The organism is Sphingomonas sp. QA11 (assembly GCF_028473665.1).
In the GTDB taxonomy this organism is placed as follows: Bacteria; Pseudomonadota; Alphaproteobacteria; order Sphingomonadales; family Sphingomonadaceae; genus Sphingomonas; species Sphingomonas phytovorans.
This window is the reverse complement of record NZ_CP098774.1, coordinates 2380119-2397845: the sequence shown is the minus strand read 5'-3', so window position 1 is coordinate 2397845 and position 17727 is coordinate 2380119. Positions and strand designations below refer to the sequence as shown.

Genomic DNA, 17727 nt, shown 5'->3' with positions numbered 1-17727 from the left:
AGTCAACGCCGGGGCCACGCCTCGAAACAATGGAGACGTCACATGCCGTACTCATATCCACGCTTCGGACCATGGTTCCTCCACGCTGCCACGGCCGCCTTGTTCGTCGGCGGGCCTGCCAGTGCGCAGTCGGCTCCTTCGGCGGCCGAGCGGTCGCCCTTCCTTGGTGAATGGGAACTGGACCTGACGCGGATGCCCGACAGCTATGGCCCGCCCCCGAAGCGAGTGATCTATACATTCGACGATGTCGGCTCGGGCCAATGGCGGACGAAGATCGACATCACCGCGCCGGACGACAGCGTCAGGCATATGGCGGTGCAGTATCGACGCGACGGCAAGATGGCGCCGGGCGAAGGCGATACGAGTGAAGCTGACAGCGCCGCGATGAACTCGCCGGCCCCCAATGTGCTCGTCATGGGCCTGTCCAAGAACAAGACCCTGGGGGCGGTGCGAGTCTACGCCATTTCGGCCGATGGCAAGGAAATGACCGAATCCGCCGCCAACGTCGACAATATGGGCGCGCCTTTCGTGCGCAACTTTCACTTCAGGCGTATTCGCTAAGCCTTTCGGTCGATCTCCATGCCCCTGCGAGTCATCCCTGATCCAGCAGGAGGAAACCGGAGTTCCAGGATATGGAGGTCGGCCGCTTTGCCGCCGGGACGAAAAGCGGCAGGGAAAGGGGGGTATCTGGCGCCCCGCACCGGATAAACATAACGAATATGTTTCGCCCTTTGTACTACTACTACTACTACTACTACTACTACTACTATAGCGCCGACTGCCGACGCCGGGCCGTGCCGACCGAGGCCGGATCACGCCGCCGCCACTATGACGCGCGGCAGCCGTTGAGGATGAGGTGACCGCCTGGCCGGAGATGCACACCTAAGGGCGCTGGTGTGGCGTGCAAGGTGCCGGCTTCGGTCGCAGGTGCCTCGGTCGTTGAGCCGGCGGTCTGACCGTCGATTACGAGCTTGGCCAACCCATGAACTGAGCGGCATCGAAGCACATGTAGAGCACCGCAGCGGCGATCTCCTTGGGCTTGCCCAAGCGGCCGATCGGCTCCTACTTGACCATCTCTTGCTGCGCCTTCTCATCGCCGCCGGTGATGCGATTGAGGATCATCAACGTTCCTATGATGCCCGGACAAACGTGTCAGCCGTCTGATCTGGTCAGCTTCCATTTGGATTTCGACATATAGCGACCAGCCAATCGCGGAACGCTACAACCGACACCCTACTCTCGCGGTCGCTGATCAGCGCCCAATAAGCCTCAGGCCCGCTCAAGACGACATCGAACGGCTGAACGAGGCGCCCTTCGGCGATGGCGCTGTCAAATAGCCGTGGCGACAGTAAAGCAACACCCCCGCCTTCGATCACCGCTGCCCCGGCCAAATCCTGCGTCGGATAACGCGCCGCAGAAGACGATAGCCGACCGGGTGGAGGGGATAGCCCAGCCAGGGCGAACCAATTCGGCCAATCGTCGCTGTCGATCAGGCGGCAGGCCAAAAGATCGGCCGGGCGTGCGATCCGCGCCGGTCGGTAACATTGCGGATTGTAAAGCGGCGTCCGTTCAACGGGAAAAAGAGCGGTTGCTTCGTAACCCTTCCAGTTTCCTCGCCCGCTGCGGACCGAGACGTCGAAGCGGCCAGGGGCACGGATATCGATTGCTGGATCGAGAGTGACGGCAATATTATGACGGTCGGTGAAGCTCGCCAGGCGCGGGGCCAGCCAGCGAGATGCGAACGAGGGCGCGGCGCTCACACGCATGATGTCGGCATTGGCGCACTCCTCTACGGCGCCGGCAAGCTGCGCCATCGCATCGCCGACCTTATCCGCCAGACGTCGTCCCGCGTCCGTCAGAGTGATACGCGGCCCGTTGCGCTCGAACACCAACGTTCCGAGTTCGGTTCGAAGGCTACGCATCCGCTGGCTGACTGCCGCTGGGCTGATCCCGATTTCGACGGCTGCGCGCGTGAAGCTTTCGTTGCGCGCGCAAGCCTCGAAAATACGCAGCGTCTCCAGCGAGGAAGGTCGAAGCTTCATTCGGCATCTTAAGCGCAGATTGAAATTGACGACAACATGATCGTTATGATGGACCGTCCCTCACGACTAAGTCCGTAGGCGATGAATGCTCGATCCCTCATCTTAACGCGGCGCACGATGCTCGCGGCCGTTCCCGCGCTCAGCGTTACGGCATCAGCGCTTGGATCGGTGTCATCTCCGCCGGCTATGCCGCTCCACCTCATATCCGCGCCAAGCAATCTTGGGCTGCGACCGCTCAAGGCGAACCATCAGCCCGGCGCGTGGCGGGCGCCGCAGGCACTACGGTACGCTGGACTGGCGGCAGCCGTCGGCGCGGACCATCTGGTCGAGCTTGATCGGCCGCCGTATCGCTTCGACGCCGAGGCCGGCACTCGCATCCGCAACGGCAACGCGATCCGGAAATTTAGTGAGGCGCTGGGAGTTCAGGTAGCCACCGCCCTGCGGTCGGGCGGCTTTCCACTGGTGATCGGCGGCGATTGCAGCGTGCTGCTCGGTTGTCTGCTCGGCGGCCGCGCCGCCGGCGAGATCGGCCTGCTCCACGTCGACGCCCACAGCGATTTCTATCATCCCGGCAACTACGACAGCGCGAAGCGGTTGGGTAGCGCCGCGGGCATGGACTTGGCCTTGGCTACGGGCCGCGGCGAGCCGCTGCTCGCGCGCTGGAACGGCAAGGCGCTCGTCGACGATCCGTTCGTGGTTCAGATCGGCGAGAGTGAAAAGCTCCGAGCGGGCGTGGGGTATGGCGATGTAATCCAGACGCAGATCCGACGATTAACGGTCCGGCGGTTGTTGAAGCTCGGCCTCGCCGAGATCGTCCGCGAGGCACTCGAACCCGTAAACAGCGAGCGCCGCAAGATGTGGCTGCACATCGACCTCGACGTTCTCGACGAACGCGTGATGCCGGCGGTGGACTCGCCGGGCTCGCCCGGTTTGACCTTCGCGCTGCTCTCGGACCTGATCAGCGCGCTTCTCGCGTCCCGGCGGGTGATCGGGGCTGACATTGCGATCTTCGATCCCGAGCTCGATCCGAGCGGCCACCACGCACGCGGCATCGTCGCGTGCCTCGGCCGCGGGTTTGCCAACCTTCGGAATCCAAAATGAGGACGCTACTATTGACGACGCTCGTCGCGGGCGTCGCGGCAACCGTCGCCAGTCTGGCACATGGGACCGAGGAACCAGTCGCGAAACTCTGGACACCGGATCAGCTATCTACAGAGGGGTATGAATCGAGCCCGACCCTCTCACCGGACGGGCGTGAGCTGGTATACATGTCGGCCGACAAGAATTTCACGAAGTGGCGGCTTCTAAGCTCGCGCTGTGACGGCGAGAAGTGGACCAGGCCCGTTCCCCCAAGCTTCGCCGCGCCTGCCCCGGTCATAGAAGCCGATCCAGGTTACACGCCCGATGGCAACGGCCTCTACTTCGTGTCGGCGCGCGACGACCCGGCCAACGAGGATTTCGACATTTGGTACGTTGCGCGAAGCGCGGACGGAGGATGGGGTGAACCCGAGCGTTTGCCAGCGCCGGTCAACTCGGCTCAATCCGAACTGCTGCCGCGCGCGGACGCGTCGGGCCGCCTCTACTTCGGTTCGAGCCGGCCGGGCGGTCACGGCGAGAGTGATATTTATCTGGCCGAGCGGCGGCGCGACGGCGGCTGGAAAGTACGTAATGTCGGCGCTCCGGTCAGCACCCCAGCGAATGAATATGAGGCGGAGATATCGCACGACGGCAAGACGATGATCTTGGTCGCAGACCGCGGGGATCGTTCGCATCTGTACCGCTTCGAGGCCACCGAGTCCGGCTGGAGAGAGGTCGGAAAGGTTCCGGCATTCGCCAACGTGTTCCAAGTTGGGCCGTTGCTCGCTCCGGACGCTAGCGCGGTTCTCTTCGCGCAGGCCGACGGGGCGCGATCGGGGGAAATCTTTCATTTTCAACTGAAAGACAGCGTGTCGGCAAAATGGCCGATTGCTTGCGGAGCGACGGGCGACCGTCGTTGAGATGACACGGCGTGGTGCGGCGACAGCCGCAATGATGACACTGGCAGGGGCGACGACCCCCCTCAAGCGCGGTCGCCCGATCGAGCCCAGCGCGACGAGCTACGCCCAGTCCTGGCTGATTGAGGGCGCGACGCGGCTGCTATTTATCAGCGGCCAGACGCCCATGGACGCTGACGGCAGTTCGCCGCGAGGTTTCGAAGCCTAGGCCCGACTTACCTAGGCTAACGTCCTCGCGCAGCTCCGTTCCGCGGGAATGAGTTTCGACGAATAGCGCTGTCGTCCACATTTCACCGCAGTACCTCGCCAGCCACACGGCTTACGCGTCACGTTCTATCGGTAACAGCCATGGCTGCAGGGCGGTCCGACAACGCCGACTGCCGCGGACTACAGCACCGCTGGCGAGGGTCGCCAAGAAGTCACCCGACCGGTCTGCCTCAACGCTCCTGATCGCGCTATGGCTCGTCTTCTCCAAGTGGTTCTGGCGCTCCAGCGAGCCAGCAGCGCACCGGCTCGGACTTCTTGATCTGCTTGCGCTTGGCACACAGCAGCATCGCTAGCCTGCGGCCCTCGCCAGCGGTGACGAGATAATAGCCGGTCGGCGTCCCGTCCTCCGTGATCTCCGGCTCCACGACAAGGTTCTGGATCAGCCCCTTGTGCTGGATCGAAGCGGCCAGCGCCTCGATAGCGGCTTCCCCATGCGGCACATTGCGGGCATTTCGCGGGGACTTCTTGAGCTTGGCCAGCGGCACGAACATTTCGACGCCCGACACAGGCTCGGCGGCTACGGTTTCGGTAACAGCGTTCATCACACTTCTCCTTCAAAACCACACACACCCCGGAATGGGGTGGGCGGCGAAAGAGCGACCGGCAGGCCCGCCGACGGAGCCGGGCAGCACCCGCAGGGCCGGAACGCAGAGGAGGTAAGCGCGGCACGCGCGTTGCGGCCCGGCGCGGCGGGCCTAAAGGGAAGCGACGCCCACCCCATCGCGGGAGTGCAACGACCAATAATGCGATCGAGCCGGCGCAGCCCTGGCCCGATCTCCGCAGCGGGGAAAAATGCCGGACCCGCACGGGTCCGCCGCCAGGGCGAAGCCCTAAATCGACGCGCCGCCTTGGCGGTGCCACCAACGAAGCACCCTTGCGGCGACCGACCGGCGCGGCGGCGTGCGCGCGGGCCTGAGGGCCAGCCATCGCCGCGCCCTCCGGGCAGAGCAAGAGAGCAACGCGGGCATTGAGACGCGCGCACCTGTCGGCTTCGCCAGAAGGCGTCAGAGTGCGCTCCGCTGGACCCCGCGTGCTGCTCGGCGCGCCAGCGCCACCCGCCATGCTGATCGTCAACCGGAAGGGCCGAGACCCTTTGAGGGGCTCGGTCGAAGCGCAGCGGAGATAGAGCGGCGATCCCACAGGGAGGCGCCAACCTTGCTATCTTCTACATTTTCGATTATATTTTAATCAGAACGATAACAGGTGATAGACATGGCCACTGATACCAAAGTGCTGACCGCCCATGTGCCACTCGGACTTGCTGAAAAGGTCGAAGCGATGGCGGCGCGGCTCGAACGCTCGCGCGGCTGGGTGATGAAGCAAGCGCTGGCCGCCTGGGTCGATCAAGAGGAGGAGCGTCACCAGATGACGCTCGAAGCGCTGGACGATGTGGATGCCGGGCGGGTGATCGACCATCACGCCGTCCAAGCATGGGCGGACAGCCTCGGAACCGACAAGCCGCTTCCGCCGCCAACCGCATGAGGATCAAGTGGACCAGCAAGGCGTCGTCGGACCTTGTGCGCCTGCACGAGCATCTGCAGCCGGTCGCGCCCGATGCGGCGGCACGGGTCGTCCAGCAGCTTGCGCGCGCGCCCGACCGGCTCCTCGACTATCCGCGGATCGGCGAGAAGCTGGAAGCCTATGAGCCGCGCGAGGTCCGGCGGATCATCGTGGGCAATTACGAGCTGCGGTATGAGATAGCCGACGCCACGATCTTCATCCTGCGTCTCTGGCACGCTCGCGAGAACCGCAGCTTCAAGTCGGAGGAGTAGGGCGATGCCACGTATGGACATGGCTGACGCCGGCCCCATCATGAACCCTGCCGCAGTCCACCCCTATCTGCGCTACGCTGCGCTACGCTACGCTACGCTACGCTGCGCTGCGACCTTTGCGCCGGGAGCCCTATGACGGCAGCGTGGCGGCATGGCCCAGCCTCGCAAGCTCCGACTTCGCACACCTCGCCGCTGGGCCGAGTGCCCGGACAATCTGCACGACTATGCCGATCCCTCGCCGCAGCGCCAGGCGTCACCGCGCGCGGAAGACGGCCCGATGCGCGTCACGGACGATTGGCCCGAGCATGTCCCGATCGGCGATGCCGAACTGCGCGCCATCGAAGGTCATATGCGAAAGGAATTGGACAAGCTGTTCGGTCCCATGCCGTGAATTAAGGAGTGAAACGCCATGACCAGTGCCGCTGCCAAGCTGGAGGAGGCGCCGGTCGTGGCGACAGCCCGCGCCGCGCTCTACCTGCGCGTCTCGACGGCCGCCAGGCCGATAGCGACCTGTCCATCCCCGACCAGCGCCGCCAGATCGAAGGCTATTGCCTGTCGCGCGCCTGGGAGGTGGCGGCCGAGTTCGTCGAGCCGGGCAACACCGCGACCGATGACCGTCAACCTGCTTTCCAGGCGATGATCGACGCCGCGATGGTCAAGCCGCCGACGTTCACCGTCATCCTCGTCCACAGCTTCTCGCGGTTCTTCCGCGACCAGTTCCAGTTCGAATTCTATGTCCGCAAGCTCGCGAAGAACGGCGTCCGGTTGATCTCGATCACGCAAGACCTGGGCGATGATCCGATGAGCGTGATGATGCGCCAGATCATGACGCTGTTCGACGAGTATCAGTCGAAGGAAAACGGCAAGCACACGCTGCGCGCCATGCGCAAGAATGCCCGTCAGGGCTTCTGGAACGGCGCGCGGGCACCGATCGGCTATCGCGTGGTCGAAGCCGGGCAGCGGGGTGCGAAGATCAAGAAGAAGCTGGAGATCGACCCGATCCAGGCCGAGACGGTGCGCCGCATCTATCGGATGGCGCTGAACGGCGTCGAGGGTCGCGGGCCGATGGGCCTCAAGTCCATCGCGTGCTGGCTCAACGAGAACAACATCCGCACCCGCGACGGCGGGCGCTGGGGGTTGGGGGCAGTGCATCAGGTGCTCACCCGCACGACGTATATCGGCCAGCACCGCTTCAACACGCGCGACCACAAGACCAGAACGCCTAAGCCCGAGGGCGAGCACGCCATCATGGAGGTGCCGGTGATCGTCTCGGAGGTCGAGTTCGAAGCGGTGCAGCGCTCGCTCAAGGCGCGCAACCCGAAGATGATGCCGCCGATGGCGGTGGGCGGCCCGACGCTACTTACCGGCATCTGCTTCTGCGCGTGCTGCGGCGGGGCGATGACCTTGCGCACCGGCACGAGCAGCATGGGCCGCGAGTATCGCTATTACACCTGCTCGACCAAGGCCCGGCAGGGCGCCAAGGGCTGCCCCGGCATCACCGTGCCGATGGATCGGCTGAATGAGGCCGTGGTCGATCATATCGAGGCCCGGCTGCTTGACCCGTCGCGGCTCGAAGCTCTGATGGATCAGATCCTCGAACGCCGCGACGAGTGGGTGAACCAGCGCCGCCAGCATGTCGCCGACCTCGGGCGACGGGCGACCGAAGCTGAAGCAAAGCTCAAGCGGCTTTACGAGGCAATCGAGAACGGCGTCATCGACGTGAGCGACCCGTCGCTCAAGGACCGTATAGCGGAGCTGACCGCGACTCGCGACCAGGCCAAGGGCGATGCCGACCGCGCAGTGTCGCATATTGAGAAGGTCGGTCCGGCGATCACAGCCGAAAGCCTGCGCGCCTTCGCGCTGGCGGCCCGCAAGAAGCTCCGCCACGGTGGTGGCACGTTCGCCCGCGACCATGTGCGCGCGGTCGCGCAGCGGGTGGAAGTCGTAAGCCGGAATGAGGTCCGCATTCGCGGGCTGCGCAGTGAGTTGCTGCGGACCCTGACCGCCGCCTCTGGCGTAGAGGCGGCGGTGCTAGGCGTTCGTGCCTTTGAACCGAAATGGCGCGCCCGGCAGGAGTCGAACCTGCGGCCTCAAGATTAGAAGTCTCGTGCTCTATCCAACTGAGCTACGGGCGCGCGATGGCGCGGGGATTAGCGCGGATTGCGCGGGGACGAAACCGGCTTCATAAAATACTCGTACGAACCTTGGGGGACCGGCATGGCGGAAGGAAACGGGGTGAGGGCCGTCAGCGCGGCTGATGTCGCCGGCGGGCAGTTCCGCTATTATGATTTCGTGATGGCCGCGTTCGTCGCGATCATCCTGCTGTCCAATGTACTTGGTGCGGGCAAGGTCGCGGTGGTGAACCTGCCCGGCATCGGCCTGTGGCCGTTCGGCGCCGGCATCCTGTTCTTCCCGATCAGCTATGTGATCGGCGATGTGCTGACCGAGGTCTATGGCTATGCCCGTGCCCGTCGCGTGATCTGGGCGGGCTTCGTCGCGGTCGCGTTCATGGCGTTCATGTCCTGGGTCGTCGTCGCGCTGCCGCCATCGCCCGACTGGAAGAACCAGACTGCGTACGAGACGATCTTCGGCCAGGTGCCGCGCATCGTGCTAGCGTCGATGATCGCCTTCTGGGCGGGCGAGTTCGTCAATTCCTATGTCCTGGCGCGCATGAAGATCTGGACTCAGGGCAGGCATCTCTGGACGCGGACGATCGGCTCGACGATTGCGGGGGAAGGGGTGGACAGCCTCATCTTCTACCCGCTCGCCTTTATCGGCGCGGTCGGCTGGACCAACGATCTGGTGCTGAAAGTGCTGGTTACCCAATGGGTGCTGAAGGTGTCGTGGGAGGTGCTGCTGACGCCGCTCACCTATCTCGTCGTCAATTTCCTGAAACGCCGCGAAGGCGTCGACGTGTTCGACGACGGCACCGATTTCACGCCGTTCAAAGCGCGTGTTTGATCATCTCAGCGTCTTTCAGACCGGCAAGCTCTGGCTGACCACTCATACCGGTCTCTCGAAGGATGCGCTCCACGTCTATATCGGGTTGCTGATCCTGCTCGTCGCGGCGCAACTGCTCAGGCGGAGAGTGGGCGACTGGATTCCGCTGACCGTCGTTGCGGTGGCCGCCCTGGCCGGCGAACTATGGGACATGCGCGACGTCTATGTCCTCCATCGGAAGTTCGATCTTGCGGCGAACTGGCACGATATCTGGAATACGATCCTCTGGCCGGCCGTGATTACCCTGGCGGCGCGTCATACCACATTGTTTCGTCGGGGCGGGTGAACGTAGGGGTCGAGAGGTCGCCTTCGGGTTTAGAGTCCTTCCTGTCCGAGTTCGTGTTTGGCGCGGTCGGTCTGTCCTTCGGGTGTCATCATGTCCTTGTCGTCCAGTCCGTGCAGGATGGCTACGCGCAGGAACATTTCCCTGGCTCTGCTCTTGGCCTCCGAGCGGGAGAAATTCCCGCTGGCGATGCGCGTTTCAAATACGCCACCCCGGCGCCGGTTTCGCCGCTGGCTATGCTCGGCTTCGATTCTCTGGGCCTGTTCGGTGGGTTCGACCGTACGCGGGGCCAGCAACTCGGCTGTCCTCTGGCCGTATTGCGCTATTTCTTCCTGGGTAGGTGCCCGCTGCGGGGCGGTCAGATACTCGGGAAGGGGCAGGCGGTCTTCATGATCCTCCGGGCGTAAGCTGGGGTCGTCGCGAGAGTGGGGGTTGCCGACTGAATCGGGCAGGATGCCGGCGCCTGGAACCACAAAGGGTCCGTCCAGTTTTGGCGTGAGCAGGTCTTCAATGGTGATCCCTGTCCTGGCCCCTTTGTCGCCGACGACCAGCAGATCGGACGGGGTGGCGTCTCCCGCGCGTCCGCCACAGGCACTGATCAACAATGTGAGAAGCATTTTTTTATGCTCCGCATAGAGCTGCTGCTCTTCGGGGGTAAGGGAATAGTCAGCGATCCAGCTCAGCGAGCTCTTCATCAGGAGCGGGGTAAAATTCTTGACCGTGCCGCCAAACCTGTCTTCCTCCGGTATGCTGCCCATGATCAGGTAAAGTGCCTGTACCGCCAATATTCCCCGGATACCCAGCAATGGTGTCGCGGCCCGCACGCTTTCGTGTTCGCGGAACACCTCCTCCACATCGGCCGAGATGGTTGCCGCCCGCACCAGGGCTTCGCGATAAATCTGTGCAACTTCCGCGGCTTTGTCTCCGTTCGCGAGGCCGAAGACTTCCCTCGCATGTTCTTCCGAAAGATCGGTGGATCTTGCATAAGACATGAAGAGATCGGGTATCTTCTGGGTTTCGATACCGAAATTGATCTGCATCGAGCTGGCTTCCAGCTTCAAGGCGTCAGGCTTTATACCGCCGGTATTGATCGGTCCGACATAATAGGCGCCGTTGAGCTGGCCACGGCTGGTCAGGTCGTTGGTGATGCCGCCAATCGCGTCCACCATGTCGAAGATGTTGTCCAGAACGGTCGATACTTCGTGCATCTCCTCGACGGGTGGATCGAAGATGAACTCGGTTATATTGGTGGACAGTGCTTGTGCCGGGGTTTCCCCCATCAGGGGGGCAAGCCTGCTTCCCTGATGGTCCGGCCGGATGACGTAGCCGTCACCCTCCATCATGGTCAGATCCTTGTCCAGAAGCGCGCTCTCTTGCAGGGCTGATCGTTCCTCGTCGGGCAAAGGTCTTCTGAGGGCAGCTTGCTGGGCCTCGCTCAGATGGCCCAATCCGTCCACCGGGATGGGAAATTCAAGCTCAAGCCCCATCCTGCGTTGTACTGCAGGAGTGCCGGTGGGAGCCTTTGCCCGCAATTGCGCGCCGGCGGACGGAGGCTCGATTCCCTCGGCCGCACTCGGGATGTCCGGCATACTGGCGGCCTTGTTTCCCATCGTGTCGGCCTCTTGCTCGAGGCTCGCGTCATCATTGATCGGGACGTCGCCTTTCATCTGCATCGTCGGCTGGACGCGACCCTGGGCCTGCTGCACGACATGCCATGCCTCATGCGGCAAATGCTGTTCCTGGCCGGGGGCGACATGGATATCGGTTCCCTGGGCATAGGCATGAGCGTTGAGCTGGGCCGGCTTGTCGGAATTGTAGTGGACGTTGACGTTGTCCAGCGAAACCCCGGAGAGAGACTCGACACCTGCCTTGAGAGTGTCGGGCAGGCCGGTGCGATTGGCTGGCTTTTCCGCGCGCTGGACTGGCCTGCCGATCATGGCGGAGAGTGCCTGAACCCGGGGGCTGGCGTTGGTCTCGGCTCGTAATTGCGCCGCGGCCTGTACGCCCGGACTGCCGTTGATCTGTTCCGAGAGCTGCGCCAGATAGCCTTGCTGTCCACCGGACAGTTGCGCCGCTTCTTCGAGGCAGGCGCTGCAGTCCTGCCGCTGCGCGACGAGTGATGACGGGCCGGGTTTGTGCGCTCTTTCCTGCATCGCTTTTGTCCCTCCATCGCAATGAATCTTGCAATCAGTGGCGGCCTCGAAGGACCCCCAGGGCGAAAGTTACGGCTCCGGCGGTTCGCGCGGATAAAATGAAGAATGGAGGGTATCCCACCCGATTCAATCGGCAAGTTGGAATCCGGGATGAGAGAGCGGTATTGAGCCGTTTAGGTTGCATCTCGATACGGCAGCTTCCGGACCGGCCCCGCATGGGCGCAAGGGGAGAGAGGTCCATCACCATCGGAGAGTTGAGGCGTGCCTCGCCGTTGGGGAAAATATAACCATATGGGTTCAATGGACGAGGGAGTCCGAGGCCGGAATCGAACCGGCTCATCGCGGATTTGCAATCCGTCGCGTTCCCATTTTGCCACTCGGACACTGCTGCCCTCAGGGGTGACCGGCGGGATTTGCACCCGCTGTCACCGGAATCACAAACCGGCCGCGCACTGGATTGCGTTCGGCCACACCTGAAGGCAGCAGAATTCTGGGGATTTCGTTGGCAGGGATTGGTGAGGGCGGTGTCGGCACCTCCCGTCAGTCAGACGGATATCACTATTGTGTCGCGCCCCGAGCGGGGTGCACGACTATGCGAGCGTCAATGTCGACAGCTGGCGAGGCGCGGTTGCACAAAAGGAATGGTCATAGCCATGAGTTGACTATGCCATCATGGCTCTCACGGTGCAATAGCCTATTTGGCTAAAATAGGATCAGCCCCCGACGGTTTCGAGCAACCCTTCGAACAGCCGCCGGCCATCAAGGCCGCCATGTGCCGCCTCGATGCGGCGCTCGGGATGCGGCATCATGCCAAGCACGTTGCCGGCCGCGTTGAGCACGCCGGCAATCTTGCGCGCCGATCCGTTGACCTGGCCGGCGTAGCGGAAGGCGACTCGGCCTTCGCCTTCGAGGCGGTCGAGCGTTTCCGCGTCGGCGAAATAATTGCCGTCATGATGCGCCACGGGAACGGTGATCGTCTCGCCCTGGCCATAGCGGCTGGTGAAGGCGGACTGAGCGTTGGCGACGGTCAGTTCCACGTCGCGGCAGACGAAATCGAGTCCCTCGTTGCGCATCAGCGCGCCCGGCAGCAGCCCTGCCTCGGTCAGCACCTGGAAGCCGTTGCAGATGCCGAGCACCGGGAGGCCGCTGTCAGCCGCCTCGACCACGGCGCGCATGATCGGCGATCGTGCCGCGACCGCGCCGGAGCGAAGATAGTCGCCATAGGAGAAGCCGCCGGGCAGCGCGACCAGACCGACGCCGTCGGGCAGGCTGGTCTCGCCATGCCACACCATGGCCGGTTTCACGCCGGTGATGGCTTCAAGCGCGACGGCGATGTCGCGGTCGCAATTGGAGCCTGGAAAGACGATGACCGCTGTCTTCATGCCCGTTCAACCCGATAGTTCTCGATCACGGTGTTGGCGAGCAGCTTGCGGCACATCTCGTCGATGCTTGCGTCGCTGGTGTCGTCAGCGACGTCGAGCTCGATGAGCTTTCCGGCGCGGACATCGTTGATGCCGGCAAAGCCAAGACCGTCGAGCGCCTTGTGGATCGCCTTGCCTTGCGGATCGAGCACGCCGTTCTTCAGCGTGACGAAGATGCGAAGCTTCATGGGCGTTTCCTGGGCTTGGGATTGGTTGGCGCCCCTATGGCGAGCGCAGCGCCCTGCCGCAAGCTTCATGGAAAATTTACGCGGTCGTATCAGCCTCCAGCTCAAGGCCTTGTGCTGGGCAGGGCGGCATGGGGAGGTCGGGCAATGGCCGGGCTGGCAATGATCATGTTCATCGCGTTGTTCGCGTTCGGCGGGCAATATTTCGGCTGGAGCGACGCGGGTGGCCGAGTCCAGCTCGCCCTGTTCAGCGCCTATGTCTTCGGCATTATCTGCGGTTACCGAGTCAAAGGCTGAGGAATGGCGGCCACGCATCGCGCGGCCGCCACGATCGGGTTTATTTGCCCTTGCTCAGCCGGTGCTTTTCGAGATCGAGTACTGCGCCGTCGGCGCCTTCGGGCAAGAGGCCGAGCCGGCGCGCGACTTCCTGATAGGCCTCGACCTCGCCGCCGAGATCGCGGCGGAACCGGTCCTTGTCGAGCTTCTCGTTGGTTTCCATGTCCCACAGGCGGCAGCCATCCGGGCTGATCTCGTCGGCGAGGATTACCCGGGCATAGTCATTGTCCCAGATGCGACCGAATTCGAGCTTGAAATCGACCAGACGGATGCCGATCCCGGCGAACAGGCCGCACAGGAAATCGTTCACGCGGATGGCGAGGTCGGCGATGTCGTGCATCTCCTCCTGGCTCGCCCAGCCGAACGCCGCGATATGCTCGTCAGTGATCATCGGATCGCCGAGCGCGTCGTCCTTGTAATAATATTCGATGATCGTGCGGGGCAGTTGCGTGCCTTCCTCGATCCCGAGCCGCGTCGACAGCGACCCGGCCGCCACGTTGCGGATCACCACCTCGACGGGGATGATCTCGACCTGGCGGATAAGCTGCTCGCGCATGTTCAGGCGGCGGATGAAATGAGTCGGCACGCCGATATGGCCGAGCAGGGTGAAGATATGCTCGGAGATGCGGTTGTTGAGCACGCCCTTGCCGCTGATCGTGCCCTTTTTCTGGGCGTTGAACGCAGTTGCGTCGTCCTTGAAATACTGGATCAGCGTGCCGGGTTCGGGACCCTCGTAGAGGATCTTGGCTTTGCCTTCGTAGATCTGGCGGCGGCGAGCCATGATGGCGTTACCTTTGGGAAAATGAGCAGCCCCGGCGGCGCGGATGCGCGGGCCGGGGCCGGAAGACCGGCGCTATATCGGAAGGCCGACGGCGGCGCAATCAGCTTGGCCGGGCCGCTTCCGGTCGGGGCCGGCAGGTATATCGCGGGGAGCCAGCATGCCGGGGCATGCGGCCATTGCCACGTTTAACGGCGCCAGGAAGCTAGTCGGCGGGCTCGCGCTCCGGCTGATTGTCGCGCGCGAACCATCGCTGGATCACGGTACGATCGTCACCGATTTCCGCAGGCGCGACAGGCAGTTCGGGGGCCGGCGTCCGGTCGGCGGGGCCCTGGACGATCCGGCGCAGGATCAGCGCGCCGCCAACCAGGAGGAGAAGCCAGGGGCCGGCGCCCGCGAGGATCGTGGCCAGCCCGGCGAGCGACGACAGCAGCGTCTGGCCGGCCGTGTCGAAAGTGGCGTCCGACCCGCCAAGGCCGCTGACCGCGTTGCCGGAGGCATAGGTGAGAAGCACCGGCGTCGTCGCCACGCCGGTGCCAGCACCCTGGTCCACCTCGCCGATCGTGCCGATCGCGGCGCGAAGCCGATCCATCCTGGCGGAAAGCTGTACCCGCTCCTCGGGCGAGACGGTTCCGCGCAATTGCGCCTCGGCATTGCCAAGCGACTCGCGCAACCGGGCGACGACCCCGTCGCTGCGTCCGGCGGCGGTGCCTGAATCGGCGCCGGCAATATCGGCCCCGGTCATTGACCCGCCCGCGCGGGTCACGGCATCCGTCGCTCCCTTGCCATAGGCGCGGGCCACGGTCGGATCGAGTTTCAGCGTGAGCGTTGCCTCGACACGATTCCGATCGTCGACATTGTAGCGGATCGCCAAAATCCGGCAGCGCGCGGGGCCGAGTTGATCGCAGCCGCGAGCATGGCTTTCCTGCACCGCTGCGATACGGGAGCCGGGCAAGCGGAAAGCATAGTGATAATCGAAAGCGCTGGAAGATCCGGAGCTTGCCGGTGGATCCGATGGCGCAGCCGCCACGCCGCTCGCTTGGCCGGGTGCTTGTTCGCATCCGGCGAGCGCAAGAAATGCCGCCAGTACAGCCACGATTCGCATCGGTGATTCCCCCGTCGATCGGGACGAACTATAGTATAGAAATGGTTAACGCGGAAATGGCCGATCAATTGACCGTGTGCCGTTTCAAGAGCGCCGGATCGAGATAGGCGCGACTATGATAACCCTAGACAGATTGGCCGACGTCGAATCCGCGAGAAGCACATCGTCCTCGTCAGCGCCGATCAGCAGCGTCGAGCGCGGGCGTCGTCCAGCGTCATCGTTGGAGCGCCGCGCGGATCAGCCGCCTGGTCTCGGCCCAGGCTCTGGTATCGGGTGTCACCAGTTCAACGTGGCCGGTCGCGGGCACGAGGTGAAGCCTGGCGTTGTCGCCTGCCTGCCTGGCCTTGGCCTCATAGCCGGTGCCGAGCCTGATCGGGATGATCCTGTCCTCACGGCCGTTGACCAGATCCTGCGGCACGCCAATCGGCAACAGGCGCGGGATCGAGGTGTCGGCATAGACGTCAGGGCGTGTGTCCGGTGGGCCGACGAGTTGCCTGACGACATCGGTGCCGCATCCATTGTCCGGGCTGGCCGCGGTCGCTTCGAGGTCGGGCAGTCCGCCAAGGCTGATCACATGGGCGATCGGCAGCGGTGTGGCGGTACGCAGCGGGCTGCCCTTGGGCAGTTTCGGCCGCGCGGCCAGCCACAAGGCGAGATGGCCACCCGCCGAATGGCCGACAGCGACGATGTGCCCGGTATCGAGATGGAAGCGCTTCGCGTGCGCGATCAGCGAATCGGCGGCCGCGGCCGTGTCGAGGAAGGTGCCGGGATAGCCGCCGCCCGGGCGATCGACGCCCCGATAATCAATGTTCCAGACCGCGATTCCGTCCTTGCGGAGATCATCGGCGATCCAGTTCATCAGGCTGCGATCGGCGATGCTGGTCGTCCAGCAGCCGCCATGCACCATCAGGACGGTCGGCAAGGGGGTCGGCAATGGGCCTTTGCCCGCGGGCAGCCAGACATCGACCTTCTGCATGTCGTCGTCGCCATAGGCGATCGTTGCATCGGGTCTCGGCTGCGGTCTCGCGGTGAGATCGGCCCAGGTGAGCAGGGAAGGGGCAGTTGCGGTCATCACCGCAGGAATCAACGCGAGAAGCGCGATCGGAGCAAGCCTGAACATGCTCCCCCGATACGCGTTCCCCGCGACAGTGTCGAAAACCGCCGAGTATCAGGCAGCGGGCTCGAATGCCGGCGTCTTGCCCTTGGCCCGTCGCGCGCGCCAGGGTGCGTCGAACTGATGGGCCTGGAGCTTGTCGAAAGCATCCATCGCCGCGCGAACCAGCTTATGGATCGTCTTGCTCAGATGCTGGTGATTACCGGCCCAGGCCTGGCTGTAGAAATCGTCACGCACCGCCATTCTCCTTTTTTGCTGGCGTTGATCACGAAACGGATATGCGCCTGTGCTCATTGGGGCGCCAACAAATCGTTGGACACGATCCATAAGCCTGCCTTATCCATCGAATATGCGCCGCATTCCGCCTCTCTCCGCTGTCCGGGTGTTCGAAGCGGCGGCGCGCCACGAGAATTTCACTGCCGCGGCGGCCGAGCTCGGCATGACCCAGGCGGCGGTGAGCTATCAGGTGAAGCTGCTCGAAGAGCGGCTCGGCGTGCCGTTGTTCCGCCGCGAGAAGAAACGCGTCCTCCTGACCGAGGCAGCCCGCCGGATCGCGCCGCAAGTGGGCCGTGCCTTCGACGCGCTCGATTCGGCCTTCGCCACGATCCGCGCCGAGGATGAGGGGCTGCTGACCGTCTCCACCTCCAACACATTCGCCAATACCTGGCTCGCCTGGCGTCTCGGCAGTTTCCAGATGGCGCATCCGGATATGGCGGTGCGCCTGCTGACCAGTGATATGCTGGCCGATTTCACGACCGACGATGTCGATATCGCCATCCGCGCCGGCCGCGGATCATGGCCGGATCTCTCGCAGGACCTGGTGTTGCCGATCGATTTCACGCCGATGTGCAGCCCGGGTTTCCAGCGGCGCCATGGGCCCCTGTTCGAGCCGGCCGACCTGCTCCGCCTGCCGTTGATCAGCCCACACGACAGCTGGTGGTCCCATTGGCTGCGCGAGGCCGGCGTCGACGCGCCGGACAGGATGCCCCGCCGCGGCGTCAGGCTCGATTCCCAAGCGCATGAAGGCCATGCGGCAATGGCCGGGCAGGGCATGGCGATGCTGACTCCTTTCTTCTGGCGCAACGATCTGGCCGAGGGCCGGCTGATGCGCCCGTTCGACCAGGTATCGACCCGCGGCTATGCCTATTGGCTGGTCTGCCCCGAGGCACGGCGCGGCGTGCCCAAGATCAAGCGATTCCGTGAATGGCTGTTCGCCGAGCTGGCGCGCGACCTGCCGAGCCCGGTCTGAACAGACCGCCGGATCCTAGCCTAGCCCG

At 63.9% G+C, this 17727-nt stretch carries 21 protein-coding genes, 2 tRNA genes and 1 pseudogene; 13 read left to right on the top strand and 11 right to left on the bottom strand.

Annotated features, from left to right (window positions below):
* Positions 1–42: 42 nt before the first annotated feature.
* Positions 43–561, top strand: a complete 519-nt coding sequence (locus NDN01_RS11195; RefSeq protein WP_272627453.1) for a hypothetical protein — start codon at positions 43–45, stop codon at positions 559–561.
* 608 nt (positions 562–1169) lie between these two features.
* Here the strand turns inward: NDN01_RS11195 and NDN01_RS11190 are convergent.
* Complete coding sequence (locus tag NDN01_RS11190; RefSeq protein WP_272627452.1) at positions 1170–2042, bottom strand: LysR family transcriptional regulator; 873 nt, start codon at positions 2040–2042, stop codon at positions 1170–1172.
* Between the two features lie 186 nt (positions 2043–2228).
* Here NDN01_RS11190 and NDN01_RS11185 point away from each other — a divergent pair, with 186 nt between their 5' ends.
* The 3 genes from NDN01_RS11185 to NDN01_RS11175 are packed head-to-tail and all read left to right on the top strand — an operon-like array spanning position 2229 to position 4244.
* On the top strand, positions 2229–3143 hold the full coding sequence (locus tag NDN01_RS11185) for an arginase family protein (protein WP_272627451.1): 915 nt from the start codon (positions 2229–2231) through the stop codon (positions 3141–3143).
* A gap of 11 nt (positions 3144–3154) precedes the next feature.
* On the top strand, positions 3155–4039 hold the full coding sequence (locus NDN01_RS11180) for a TolB family protein (protein WP_272627450.1): 885 nt from the start codon (positions 3155–3157) through the stop codon (positions 4037–4039).
* Positions 4040–4070: 31 nt separating this feature from the next.
* Complete coding sequence (locus NDN01_RS11175) at positions 4071–4244, top strand: hypothetical protein (RefSeq protein ID WP_272627449.1); 174 nt, start codon at positions 4071–4073, stop codon at positions 4242–4244.
* Positions 4245–4512: 268 nt separating this feature from the next.
* Here the strand turns inward: NDN01_RS11175 and NDN01_RS11170 are convergent.
* Positions 4513–4845, bottom strand: a pseudogene (locus NDN01_RS11170) (ParB/Srx family N-terminal domain-containing protein); the annotation flags it as partial.
* Between the two features lie 670 nt (positions 4846–5515).
* On the opposite strand from NDN01_RS11170, the gene NDN01_RS11165 reads away from it, so the two are divergent.
* From NDN01_RS11165 to NDN01_RS11145, 5 genes are read left to right on the top strand one after another with little or no spacing between them, the layout of a single operon-like run.
* On the top strand, positions 5516–5785 hold the full coding sequence (locus NDN01_RS11165; protein ID WP_272627448.1) for a CopG family ribbon-helix-helix protein: 270 nt from the start codon (positions 5516–5518) through the stop codon (positions 5783–5785).
* Positions 5782–6075: a type II toxin-antitoxin system RelE/ParE family toxin gene (locus NDN01_RS11160; RefSeq protein WP_272627447.1), complete on the top strand. Its 294-nt coding sequence runs from the start codon at positions 5782–5784 to the stop codon at positions 6073–6075. Before NDN01_RS11165 ends, NDN01_RS11160 begins: the two co-directional genes overlap by 4 nt.
* Positions 6076–6079: 4 nt before the next feature.
* The gene (locus NDN01_RS11155) at positions 6080–6211 is read left to right on the top strand and encodes a hypothetical protein (RefSeq protein ID WP_272627446.1); all 132 of its coding nucleotides are present in this window, start codon (positions 6080–6082) and stop codon (positions 6209–6211) included.
* A 15-nt stretch (positions 6212–6226) separates the two neighbouring features.
* Positions 6227–6466 carry a hypothetical protein gene (locus NDN01_RS11150; protein WP_272627445.1) on the top strand — a complete coding sequence of 80 codons (240 nt, stop codon included), beginning with the start codon at positions 6227–6229 and terminating at the stop codon, positions 6464–6466.
* A gap of 8 nt (positions 6467–6474) precedes the next feature.
* Positions 6475–8175, top strand: a complete 1701-nt coding sequence (locus tag NDN01_RS11145; RefSeq protein WP_272628167.1) for a recombinase family protein — start codon at positions 6475–6477, stop codon at positions 8173–8175.
* Here NDN01_RS11145 and NDN01_RS11140 read toward each other — a convergent pair.
* Positions 8134–8210, bottom strand: a tRNA-Arg gene (locus NDN01_RS11140). The two genes, NDN01_RS11145 and NDN01_RS11140, sit on opposite strands and share 42 nt — an antisense overlap.
* A gap of 82 nt (positions 8211–8292) precedes the next feature.
* On the opposite strand from NDN01_RS11140, the gene NDN01_RS11135 reads away from it, so the two are divergent.
* Both NDN01_RS11135 and NDN01_RS11130 read left to right on the top strand, forming a co-directional pair.
* Complete coding sequence (locus tag NDN01_RS11135) at positions 8293–9036, top strand: queuosine precursor transporter (protein ID WP_272627444.1); 744 nt, start codon at positions 8293–8295, stop codon at positions 9034–9036.
* Complete coding sequence (locus tag NDN01_RS11130) at positions 9029–9361, top strand: hypothetical protein (RefSeq protein WP_272627443.1); 333 nt, start codon at positions 9029–9031, stop codon at positions 9359–9361. Before NDN01_RS11135 ends, NDN01_RS11130 begins: the two co-directional genes overlap by 8 nt.
* Before the next feature lie 29 nt (positions 9362–9390).
* Here NDN01_RS11130 and NDN01_RS11125 read toward each other — a convergent pair whose 3' ends face one another.
* From NDN01_RS11125 to purS, 4 genes are all read right to left on the bottom strand, one after another.
* Positions 9391–11511 carry an eCIS core domain-containing protein gene (locus NDN01_RS11125; protein ID WP_272627442.1) on the bottom strand — a complete coding sequence of 707 codons (2121 nt, stop codon included), beginning with the start codon at positions 11509–11511 and terminating at the stop codon, positions 9391–9393.
* Positions 11512–11822: 311 nt separating this feature from the next.
* Positions 11823–11894 (bottom strand) — tRNA-Cys (locus NDN01_RS11120).
* A 330-nt stretch (positions 11895–12224) separates the two neighbouring features.
* On the bottom strand, positions 12225–12893 hold the full coding sequence (purQ, locus tag NDN01_RS11115; RefSeq protein ID WP_272627441.1) for a phosphoribosylformylglycinamidine synthase subunit PurQ: 669 nt from the start codon (positions 12891–12893) through the stop codon (positions 12225–12227).
* Positions 12890–13120 carry a phosphoribosylformylglycinamidine synthase subunit PurS gene (gene purS, locus NDN01_RS11110; protein WP_272627440.1) on the bottom strand — a complete coding sequence of 77 codons (231 nt, stop codon included), beginning with the start codon at positions 13118–13120 and terminating at the stop codon, positions 12890–12892. The genes purQ and purS overlap by 4 nt, the downstream gene beginning before the upstream one ends.
* A 144-nt stretch (positions 13121–13264) precedes the next feature.
* Between purS and NDN01_RS11105 the strand changes: the two genes are divergently transcribed.
* Positions 13265–13414, top strand: a complete 150-nt coding sequence (locus NDN01_RS11105; RefSeq protein ID WP_272627439.1) for a hypothetical protein — start codon at positions 13265–13267, stop codon at positions 13412–13414.
* A gap of 40 nt (positions 13415–13454) precedes the next feature.
* Here the strand turns inward: NDN01_RS11105 and purC are convergent, their stop codons facing one another.
* From purC to NDN01_RS11085, 4 genes are all read right to left on the bottom strand, one after another.
* Positions 13455–14234: a phosphoribosylaminoimidazolesuccinocarboxamide synthase gene (purC, locus tag NDN01_RS11100; RefSeq protein ID WP_272627438.1), complete on the bottom strand. Its 780-nt coding sequence runs from the start codon at positions 14232–14234 to the stop codon at positions 13455–13457.
* A 202-nt stretch (positions 14235–14436) separates the two neighbouring features.
* On the bottom strand, positions 14437–15186 hold the full coding sequence (locus tag NDN01_RS11095) for a hypothetical protein (protein ID WP_272627437.1): 750 nt from the start codon (positions 15184–15186) through the stop codon (positions 14437–14439).
* A 364-nt stretch (positions 15187–15550) separates the two neighbouring features.
* Positions 15551–16456, bottom strand: a complete 906-nt coding sequence (locus tag NDN01_RS11090) for an alpha/beta hydrolase family protein (protein ID WP_272627436.1) — start codon at positions 16454–16456, stop codon at positions 15551–15553.
* A gap of 48 nt (positions 16457–16504) precedes the next feature.
* Positions 16505–16687: a hypothetical protein gene (locus tag NDN01_RS11085; RefSeq protein WP_272627435.1), complete on the bottom strand. Its 183-nt coding sequence runs from the start codon at positions 16685–16687 to the stop codon at positions 16505–16507.
* Between the two features lie 112 nt (positions 16688–16799).
* Between NDN01_RS11085 and gcvA the strand changes: the two genes are divergently transcribed.
* A complete protein-coding gene (gcvA, locus tag NDN01_RS11080; protein ID WP_272627434.1) occupies positions 16800–17699 on the top strand; it encodes a transcriptional regulator GcvA in 900 nt (299 codons plus the stop codon).
* Positions 17700–17727: the final 28 nt, after the last annotated feature.

Bases quoted from the DNA above. Each gene is read 5' to 3' on its own strand.
- NDN01_RS11195 (WP_272627453.1), top strand. From the start codon at position 43: ATGCCGTACTCATATCCACGCTTCGGACCATGGTTCCTCCACGCTGCC.
- NDN01_RS11190 (WP_272627452.1), bottom strand. From the start codon at position 2,042: ATGAAGCTTCGACCTTCCTCGCTGGAGACGCTGCGTATTTTCGAGGCT.
- NDN01_RS11185 (WP_272627451.1), top strand. From the start codon at position 2,229: ATGCCGCTCCACCTCATATCCGCGCCAAGCAATCTTGGGCTGCGACCG.
- NDN01_RS11175 (WP_272627449.1), top strand. From the start codon at position 4,071: ATGATGACACTGGCAGGGGCGACGACCCCCCTCAAGCGCGGTCGCCCG.
- NDN01_RS11165 (WP_272627448.1), top strand. From the start codon at position 5,516: ATGGCCACTGATACCAAAGTGCTGACCGCCCATGTGCCACTCGGACTT.
- NDN01_RS11160 (WP_272627447.1), top strand. From the start codon at position 5,782: ATGAGGATCAAGTGGACCAGCAAGGCGTCGTCGGACCTTGTGCGCCTG.
- NDN01_RS11155 (WP_272627446.1), top strand. From the start codon at position 6,080: ATGCCACGTATGGACATGGCTGACGCCGGCCCCATCATGAACCCTGCC.
- NDN01_RS11150 (WP_272627445.1), top strand. From the start codon at position 6,227: ATGGCCCAGCCTCGCAAGCTCCGACTTCGCACACCTCGCCGCTGGGCC.
- NDN01_RS11135 (WP_272627444.1), top strand. From the start codon at position 8,293: ATGGCGGAAGGAAACGGGGTGAGGGCCGTCAGCGCGGCTGATGTCGCC.
- NDN01_RS11125 (WP_272627442.1), bottom strand. From the start codon at position 11,511: ATGCAGGAAAGAGCGCACAAACCCGGCCCGTCATCACTCGTCGCGCAG.
- purQ (WP_272627441.1), bottom strand. From the start codon at position 12,893: ATGAAGACAGCGGTCATCGTCTTTCCAGGCTCCAATTGCGACCGCGAC.
- purS (WP_272627440.1), bottom strand. From the start codon at position 13,120: ATGAAGCTTCGCATCTTCGTCACGCTGAAGAACGGCGTGCTCGATCCG.
- NDN01_RS11105 (WP_272627439.1), top strand. From the start codon at position 13,265: ATGGCCGGGCTGGCAATGATCATGTTCATCGCGTTGTTCGCGTTCGGC.
- purC (WP_272627438.1), bottom strand. From the start codon at position 14,234: ATGGCTCGCCGCCGCCAGATCTACGAAGGCAAAGCCAAGATCCTCTAC.
- NDN01_RS11090 (WP_272627436.1), bottom strand. From the start codon at position 16,456: ATGTTCAGGCTTGCTCCGATCGCGCTTCTCGCGTTGATTCCTGCGGTG.
- gcvA (WP_272627434.1), top strand. From the start codon at position 16,800: ATGCGCCGCATTCCGCCTCTCTCCGCTGTCCGGGTGTTCGAAGCGGCG.